This is a genomic window from uncultured Endozoicomonas sp. (assembly GCF_947495845.1).
Taxonomy (GTDB): domain Bacteria; phylum Pseudomonadota; class Gammaproteobacteria; order Pseudomonadales; family Endozoicomonadaceae; genus Endozoicomonas.
Genome location: NZ_CANMAO010000056.1, coordinates 1 through 6,620, shown reverse-complemented (window position 1 = coordinate 6,620; position 6,620 = coordinate 1). Strand labels below are relative to the sequence as shown.

The following is a 6,620-nucleotide window of genomic DNA, read 5'->3' as shown; positions in this document are numbered from 1 at the left end:
TCAATGGTCAGGGATGGGGTTCATTGGAACCCCGAATTAGCTGGATAATTTATGATTGACACCATAGTCACTTGTTAGCTGCGCAAGCCCGTAAAATGGTTAAACCGTGGCGTAAATTTGCAGCAAGTACGACTGGCGACAAAGTAAAAACCAGAAGATTTACCACTAGAGATTTTGAATACTGCTGAAAACCAGGCTGAACCAAAATACCTCGAAACAGTTTGAACCAGATGCTTTGACTACTTGAAGTTTACGACAATGTAACTTACTGGCCTGGAAAAAAACCTGAAACTTTGCACGATTAAGAAAATCTGCTCCCTTCCCCACCAACTCACCGTCCAAAGAGATGGACAGGAAAACAATCTCTGCGCTGGCGCGGTATAAGGAAACAGGTACGCTACCGCCTGCCAGCTTGGGAAAAACAAACAGCAAACGACGATTTTGACGCTGGCATAAAAGGAGAAATATACGACGAAACCCTCACGCCAGCTTGCAAAACGAAGACTACCGATTTCTTATGAACTTTTCGATAGAACAAAACAAAAAACTTCCAACGCTGAAAAACTCTTAGGTTTGCAACTCTGGTAGAAACACAGCAGCTAACGCCGTTTTCAGCGGCGCCAAAGGCGTCCGCTGGAAAACATTGTTATGTGAACGGCATGAGATGCCTTGATTGTTTACAATTTTAGATAAGGTATTTGCTACTCTCCTCTAACCAGATGAAAGTGCATCACGGAGATCATTTAACATTTTTGGAGTGTCTACAATTATTTTTTCAAAATAGTAAGAAAATTGTTCATTATAAAGGCATCTATTAAATATCTCTGCGCATCCTTCAACACCAAAAGTAAAACGTAATGGTAATAAAACTGGCGCTGAAACATCCAAAAACCTGCCAACAGCATTCCTTACTATATTATTAGGATAAATCAATGAATAGCAGTCAATTGCCGCACCTGTTACGTGCAGGGATGACATAATAATCAAACTTTTCATAGATCTGTTAGCGGTAACATCACTCACAACATGATTTTGAATATACCGTTTAATTATTGAAACATTATTTCCAGACAAATCCCTTGGAAAAGATTCATTCTTACAAAGGGGACATTTCAATTCTTTGTCTGCCCAAGCAACAATACACGAACGACCAAAAAAATGTCCACAATTAAGCCCAACCATCCTATGAGCATGATCATCATCCGATGTATCTAAACATATTGCACAATTTATATCCGAGTTTGAGTAACTCGAAACTGATGATTCCAAGATATTCATTTTCACTAAGTCTAAGTTATACACACTGTATTCGACCACGACTTGACCAATAAGTTCACATAACGCCAAATTAAGCGGCGCCGCTTCGCGGCGTCCGGTGGAGCGCAGCGCAACGAACTTGAATTTTTTGTTATAAGCGACCTGCTGTCGATGCAGTTATAATATTTTTGGGTTTAAAATGCTTTCTCCCTGATCACTTAATGCATGAAAATTAGATGGATTAGTTTGAATCATGGTAAGTGCATAAAGTGTACGAGCAGTTCTTCCATTAGCGTCCCCAAAAGGGTGATAGCGAACGGTAGCCAGAAATAATGCGTCAGCTAATTTTTCTCCTTTGATTTTGCTTTCTTTAATCTTTATCAATGCTTTCTCAAAACCAGCTCTACCAATGTCTGAACCCATGAATACTGGATCACTGCTATTACGATATTTTCTATTTATCTGACCATTGGTCGGTTTATAGATAGCATCATGTATAAATCCAATGTTTCGAATATCGAAAACATCGCAATTGCAAAATTTATCGAGCGCATTAATTACACTATTAACTTGAGAGTTGATAAGATTTTGATTATTTGAGGAGGTGCTTTTATTTGTTATCCAAGTCGCAGCTGCGGAGTGAAGTTCGCCTTCAAACTCCTCTCTTTGCAATATTTTCGGCTTTGATAGTTGAGCGTCTATATTCTGATTTGCCTTTTTAAGTCTATTTAAGTCAGAACTTACTCTACGATTGCAATTTTCTTTTTCAATAGCAAAGCTCCCCCAAGAAAATCGAGACTTTCTTTCTCCTTCAAAATCAAGTTCTAAGTTATTTCTGATAGAATTAACAACTGTATTTTCATCTATCATCAGCTTTAGTTCTTCGGCAGCGGGGCTATTTAATGTAATAGAAAGTAAAATCTCCATTTTTTCTTGATCAGAACTCCTCCCCCACTGTTTTTCTGTCGGAACAATATTAGCTTTTCTGTTTTTAATATTCTCACCTTTTTCAAAGGCATTATTATATGATATTTTTTTTGCAATTTTTTTTATAACACTTACCACTCTTCCCCGATATTTTTTTGCTATTCTGTTCTTTTTATTTTCTCTGTTACTGTTGCTGCTAATAATAGTTGTTTTTTTTGATGGTTCAAGCATCATTTTCCTCCATGAAAACATTATTTATTAAAATCCTTTTTGCAATTGATCTACCTAAATTAATCAGTTGAAATCGAGACAAGGCCTGCGGTGTTTGTCAACATAGGTGTTGCCTAAATTCAGTCATTCACCTATTGGCTGAATAGGGTAAACCGACTAATACCAACAGCCACAAGGTCTACGGCTATTTTCTCGTTTTTAACTGATTAACTTAGGATCTAGCTTATAACGCCAAAATGTGCGGCGCGCCGCAGGCGCGTCCGGTGGAGCGCAGCGGAACGAACACGATTTTTTTGTTAGCTGCGGAAGCCTTATCAACTTATATTTTTCCTATAAATCTACTTTAGTCTTACATAAAAGCTTTCTGAAATAGGGCAGAATAGTTTGAAACTACTTTCCGCAACACTGCTAATACTAAGGTATTAAAATGTACAGGGGGACTGCACATGATTCATATTAGAAAAACTTTTACACAAAGAAATCATGATTACCATACTAAATCCCAACATAAAAAGAGGGTGTTAAAATTCAAGAAATGGGGGTTAAGTGCATACCGAAAATTAACGACATCATTTAAAAAAGCAGTTCATGTAATAGCTAAACCTGTTACTAACCGGAAGTGCTTAGCACTTCCAAAAACAACATTAATTGACACTTATATTAGTAAGATGATTCAATATGCCATTAAAGGTGATCTCGATAGTATGGCAGCAAGTCAATCACTATTCATGGCTCAATGTGATTTTTATTTTAACACTAAGAAAAAGGATTGTTACGGAGTCGACGATTTAATAGATGTTTTTACCACTTGGTATGAAAACCTTCCTCTTAATTCAGAAAAAAAAATCAGGAAAGTATTAAAAGAAGAAACCTCAAATCTAAAAATGTTACTATCTGCAATGAATATTATTATTTCTGAGGTTCACAACATGAACTCCAATCAATATAAATTTATCAGTCAATATCATCTATTAATATCATTAATTTTTAAAAATATCGAAGATGAAGACAGCTACAAGCTTTTTGATAATAAAACAATGATAAATAGTAAGGGAATTAAAAAAACTCATCACTACAAAAATCTGATTCGAACTGCAAAAAACATCTAACAAGCAACAGATAAATCATTTTAGAGCAGCTAACGCCAAATTAAGCGGCGCCGCCGCAGGCGGCGTCCGGTGGAGCGCAGCGGAACGAACTTGAATTTATTGTTATATGGCGGCTACGCAACGAATTTGAAAATTGCAGCACCTGCAAGAACAGGCAAAGAAATAAGGACTATAAATGAGCCCAGACAGCCACTTGAACCACGACCAGTAGAAAAATGTTTGGCTTCATCTCTTGGCTGATTCTTAACCCACTCTCTATGGCAACGATTGCAATATAACCTTGTAAACTTTCTGTTCCAGGCTTCAATTGTTCTTGAACTGAATTTTTCTGCCGTCTTACATTTTGCACATGAGAAATGAGACTGTTTTGGCTTTTTAGTACGCCCAGAAGCTAGAAATGCAATTACTGCCGGAATTGCGTAAGCCCAAATTTTATTAGGATCTTGTATAAGATAATATTGATATCCTGTAAATCCTAGTGAGCCAAGAATAATAAACGTTAGAAGAATATCAAGAAAATCTTTTTTTGGTGGTTCAACCACGATACGTTTAGATGCACTTGAAATATTTTTCGTCAAGCCTGAGATAAGAACTGAAGTAGCTCTTAACTTTCCACTTTTGTCTTTTCCAATAACAAAATCAACAGCATCTCCAACTACAGGTCTTCGTGTAGTGGTTTTGACTGATGAAATATGAAAGAAAAGCCGACCATTTTTATCTGGAATTGTGATGAATCCAAAACCTTTATCATCATTCCACTGACTAATATTGCCTTTCATATACTTACTTCATTTACTCCTGATTTTGATTGAGCCATATAACGCCCAAATCAGGGGCTGCGCCGCAGGCGCAGTCCCCTGGATTTTTTTGTTATGAGCGGTTGCTGCCACTACCTTGCTGGATAGTTTGGGGTTTTATTTTACCAGGCTTATTTATCTCTAGCTCATTACCTGCAATATTCATTTTTAATCGCGAGGCACTACCTAGAATTGCTGAAGCTAGTTCATCGGAAGGGTGCAGTACTTGCTCTAATTCTTTGCTTTCATTTGCAAATAGATTTCTTGTCATACTTTCTAATAGCTCAGAGGGAATAGAATTATCAGTTTCTTTGCTCCATTCTAAGCAGCTTTCAATTACCCAGTTAGCGCGATTTACATCTAACTGGAATTATTGTAAATGAAATTCAGAATTTGAATGGTGATCTGCCCATTTGCTTTGCCATTTAATGTAATAAATTATGCTTCCAATCAATCCTAGTGAGAACACAGCTAAACGAATCCAAATCCAATATAGTGCGGATCTATCAATATTTGATACTGATGCTTTCGATAATATTTCTTTAGAAATAGGTTGCTCTACATCGCTATTGACCATCATTGTCAGGTTGTTGATTGCATTTAGTTGATATGCAGTTTGTTTGTTTATTGTTATCGCTTCCCATGATGTATAAGCAATTAGACAAACGAATGTTGCAATCAATAAAATCATTCCATATAAAACTGGTTTTCGTTTATCATTAGTGGCTTTAGAAACGCCAAAGTCATTTATCCTTGCCCGTACATCATCAAGCATTCGATCTCTAATTTCGCGTCTTACATGTGTATTATCCCTATCATCTAGTTGTGAGGCACGATCATCAAGTTCACCTTTTAGCCTCTCTAGTTCTGACTTTTTACTTGAATATTCATTTTCCAGTTCTTCTGTTTTATTATCATATTTTTCAGATAATTTATTGGTTTTATTTCTAAAATCATTTTCTAGAATTTCTGACTTTTCGAAATGAGATTGATCTAGCTGTTGTATTTTTTCTTGCGATTTTATTAAAAGCTCTGAATTTAAGTCTTCTAGCTTTTCCAGCATTGCATTATGTTGACTTAATAATGCTTCATATTCATTTGGTAAGTTAGTGGAAATTAGTTTGGGTGTCGCTGTAGATAGTAGTTTTGATTGTAAGTATTTTGATATTTTTACCTTTACTTCTGTAGTTAATGATTCAGGGCCATTTACATTATTATTTGAATTGAAAAATTCAATATAATCAAATATGGCAGAAGGAGTTGTAAGAAGTTCTCCTCGAATATAATTAATGTTTTGATTTCTACATATTACGGAAACTTTATTAATGATATAGCTTGAATCTACAGATAACTGTTTTAATGAATCATCATTCATTATATCTGTAAATCCAGTATCACGTTTTATAGATACCGTATCATTAGTTCCAAATGTAAAAGAAATACTCATTATGTAGTCTTTATATTGGCTACATAATTCATTGAACACTTGTATGATTTTCTTGTCCGTAGTTCTTTGGACAAAAAATCCAGGTTTATTACTCATACGAACTCCTTTATTTGTATGTTGTAAAGCTCATAACGCCAATTTCAGGGGCGCCGTAGGCGTCCCCTGGAAATTTTTGTTATGTTGCGTATATCAATAACTTTTTAGCTTTGGTTATTGAGTATTCCCAATCAATATTTCTTTGAGGAGTTCTATTAACTTTTTTGATATTTGCCCCTAGATCACAACACTCAAGACCACCATCCATTTCAATATAATTCTGATACATAAAAATTATGTCATTCATATTACCATTAAACTTACGGCTTGCTGTTGGAGCAATTTCAATTTCCTGAAGCGATGCCACTACCTTAGATATCTGATGCTCACTAAACCCTTCAGAAATAAGTAACCGTGCTAAACCTATTGGAAATTCCTCAATGATCAACTTTGCTTTCGATTTTGTTACTCCAACAAGAACAAAAGACAAAAGGGTTTTCTCATTCATATAAACAAGAATATTTCTCCGATTCTGAGTAAAAACATTAACAAACCAGTTACCCATTATATGATGAGAATCGCTCGGTTCAGAAAGATTCTCTTTCTTAAACGAGAGCAGATCTTGAACTTTTTTTGTACAGCGAAGTTGGATCATATTATATCCGCCAAAAGTTTCTGCATAGCATAGCAAAAATCAATGTTCCAATCAGCCAAGCTGATATTTACTTGCAGGAGTGACCTATGTACGGGACAAAAACACCGCAAGCCAGATATAGCAATGCATAATAAGGTATGAGCTGGCTTCCATACTGGGTA

Annotated in this window: 7 protein-coding genes; 1 reads left to right on the top strand and 6 read right to left on the bottom strand. The window is 35.8% G+C overall.

The features are described 5' to 3' along the window. Positions 1–711: 711 nt before the first annotated feature. Both Q1B11_RS19775 and Q1B11_RS19770 read right to left on the bottom strand, forming a co-directional pair. On the bottom strand, positions 712–1,278 hold the full coding sequence (locus Q1B11_RS19775; RefSeq protein ID WP_299735659.1) for an RING finger domain-containing protein: 567 nt from the start codon (positions 1,276–1,278) through the stop codon (positions 712–714). Between the two features lie 156 nt (positions 1,279–1,434). Beyond that, the gene (locus Q1B11_RS19770) at positions 1,435–2,418 is read right to left on the bottom strand and encodes a Fic family protein (RefSeq protein ID WP_299735657.1); all 984 of its coding nucleotides are present in this window, start codon (positions 2,416–2,418) and stop codon (positions 1,435–1,437) included. Positions 2,419–2,861: 443 nt separating this feature from the next. Here Q1B11_RS19770 and Q1B11_RS19765 point away from each other — a divergent pair, with 443 nt between their 5' ends. Beyond that, positions 2,862–3,524: a hypothetical protein gene (locus tag Q1B11_RS19765; RefSeq protein WP_299735655.1), complete on the top strand. Its 663-nt coding sequence runs from the start codon at positions 2,862–2,864 to the stop codon at positions 3,522–3,524. Positions 3,525–3,637: 113 nt separating this feature from the next. Here Q1B11_RS19765 and Q1B11_RS19760 read toward each other — a convergent pair whose 3' ends face one another. From Q1B11_RS19760 to Q1B11_RS19745, 4 genes are all read right to left on the bottom strand, one after another. Then, positions 3,638–4,303 carry a cold shock domain-containing protein gene (locus tag Q1B11_RS19760; protein ID WP_299735653.1) on the bottom strand — a complete coding sequence of 222 codons (666 nt, stop codon included), beginning with the start codon at positions 4,301–4,303 and terminating at the stop codon, positions 3,638–3,640. 91 nt (positions 4,304–4,394) lie between these two features. Continuing rightward, positions 4,395–4,592 (bottom strand): hypothetical protein, encoded by a 198-nt coding sequence (locus Q1B11_RS19755; RefSeq protein ID WP_299735651.1) that lies wholly within the window; start codon positions 4,590–4,592, stop codon positions 4,395–4,397. 99 nt (positions 4,593–4,691) lie between these two features. Beyond that, complete coding sequence (locus tag Q1B11_RS19750; RefSeq protein WP_299735649.1) at positions 4,692–5,864, bottom strand: hypothetical protein; 1,173 nt, start codon at positions 5,862–5,864, stop codon at positions 4,692–4,694. Between the two features lie 79 nt (positions 5,865–5,943). Beyond that, a complete protein-coding gene (locus tag Q1B11_RS19745) occupies positions 5,944–6,459 on the bottom strand; it encodes a hypothetical protein (RefSeq protein ID WP_299735647.1) in 516 nt (171 codons plus the stop codon). Between the last annotated feature and the right edge of the window lie 161 nt (positions 6,460–6,620).

Coding starts and splice junctions, on each gene's coding strand:
- Q1B11_RS19750 (WP_299735649.1), bottom strand. CDS start 5,864: ATGAGTAATAAACCTGGATTTTTTGTCCAAAGAACTACGGACAAGAAA.
- Q1B11_RS19770 (WP_299735657.1), bottom strand. CDS start 2,418: ATGATGCTTGAACCATCAAAAAAAACAACTATTATTAGCAGCAACAGT.
- Q1B11_RS19760 (WP_299735653.1), bottom strand. CDS start 4,303: ATGAAAGGCAATATTAGTCAGTGGAATGATGATAAAGGTTTTGGATTC.
- Q1B11_RS19745 (WP_299735647.1), bottom strand. CDS start 6,459: ATGATCCAACTTCGCTGTACAAAAAAAGTTCAAGATCTGCTCTCGTTT.
- Q1B11_RS19775 (WP_299735659.1), bottom strand. CDS start 1,278: ATGAATATCTTGGAATCATCAGTTTCGAGTTACTCAAACTCGGATATA.
- Q1B11_RS19755 (WP_299735651.1), bottom strand. CDS start 4,592: ATGACAAGAAATCTATTTGCAAATGAAAGCAAAGAATTAGAGCAAGTA.
- Q1B11_RS19765 (WP_299735655.1), top strand. CDS start 2,862: ATGATTCATATTAGAAAAACTTTTACACAAAGAAATCATGATTACCAT.